We start from the raw sequence: 1,280 nt of genomic DNA on the forward strand, positions 1-1,280 counted from the left end.
CGTGCCGACTTTTCCCAAAAAACAGGCAATAGCTGGTATTGACAAAAAACAGCGTGGTGTCGGGAAACCAACCGCAGATCAGATCAGAATGAGCGTCGGCAAATAGCTGATAGTCCATGACCGGCTCACCCCAAGGCACAGGCATCTTCTTTCCGGCGGGTTGCTTTTCTGCAGCTGTGCTTTTTGATTGCATGGCTTGGTCGTCCGATGAAGCCTTTGTACCATCAGCGGAAGAACGTCTTGACCGTTTCATTAATTTTATCCATTGGTTCTCTGTAACACTTCGTTGAGTTAAGCATAATCAAATTTATCCGCACGCCGTCTCAGTTTCTCGACCTGTTTTGGATATTCTGATTCAACCCTTTCAATAAGAAGAGAAAAAAGGAACATGTCTCTTCAAAAAAGGTAGCATGACGCAACACCGCAAGCAAACCTTTTCGGCCAGGATGATTTCATGCTGCGTTATTCTTGATACAACTCCAGCAAGTCACTTTTAAACCTGGACATTCTTTCGTAGATACGATACGGTTTTATTAATCCGTTAATAACACTAGAGAATTATTTTAGATCTATCCCAAGTTGTCGTCCGTCCAGTTCAGCATGCAGAAGAAAGTCGTTTCCAAAAACTGATGGGATCTCATCATTACCTGGGAGCATTGCCAAAAATTGGCAATACCATCTGGTATATTGCCACCTGGCATGACGAGTGGGTTGCCCTTATCAGCTTTTCTGCGGCAGCTTTGAAGTGTGGAGCGCTTGATTGTTGGCTTGGTTGGGAATATCGCCACCAGTATGATCGACGTCATCTTGTTGCCAACAATTCACGATTTCTTATACTACCTCACTACCATTACAAAAATCTGGCGTAACTATTCAGCGCAAAAAAAATAATTTTTCTCTTGACACGTTTTCGTGTTGAATTCTGAAAAATTTGTAACACCAAACATACGAGCTATTTAGGCTGCAATAAGCTATAGAATCGTTCTTTTTGTTTCGATTTATCTCGCTTTAATAGCCGACCGCGTCCAAAAATTTAAAATACAGCACAGGGTCATATAGAGACAAAAAGTCTGATTTTCAAACGTATGTTATAATAGCTGAAAGGAAAGGAATTCAGCTAATCTCTCTACGAAAATCAGATGACCATTGATAACCTGAAAATCGTCTAAAGCGAACATCCTAATCGTAAGACCCTACTTTATAAGCACGGTTTTATTGAATTACCGTGCTTTTTTTCTTGTCTTTAAACGTGTACGTATTATAATTATACGACCATCTTA

The 1,280-nt window shown here is 40.6% G+C and carries 2 protein-coding genes; one reads left to right on the forward strand and one right to left on the reverse strand.

The window, feature by feature from the left end; genetic code table 11:
- On the reverse strand, window positions 1–253 hold a 253-nt coding region (locus tag JWH17_RS23175; RefSeq protein ID WP_205225074.1), incomplete at its 3' end, for a hypothetical protein.
- A gap of 307 nt (window positions 254–560) precedes the next feature.
- On the opposite strand from JWH17_RS23175, the gene JWH17_RS23180 reads away from it, so the two are divergent.
- Window positions 561–869 (forward strand): Druantia anti-phage system protein DruA, encoded by a 309-nt coding sequence (locus JWH17_RS23180; protein WP_332468479.1) that lies wholly within the window; start codon window positions 561–563, stop codon window positions 867–869.
- Window positions 870–1,280 lie beyond the last annotated feature (411 nt).

Source organism: Desulfogranum marinum (assembly GCF_016918565.1).
Classification (GTDB): Bacteria; Desulfobacterota; Desulfobulbia; order Desulfobulbales; family Desulfobulbaceae; genus Desulfogranum; species Desulfogranum marinum.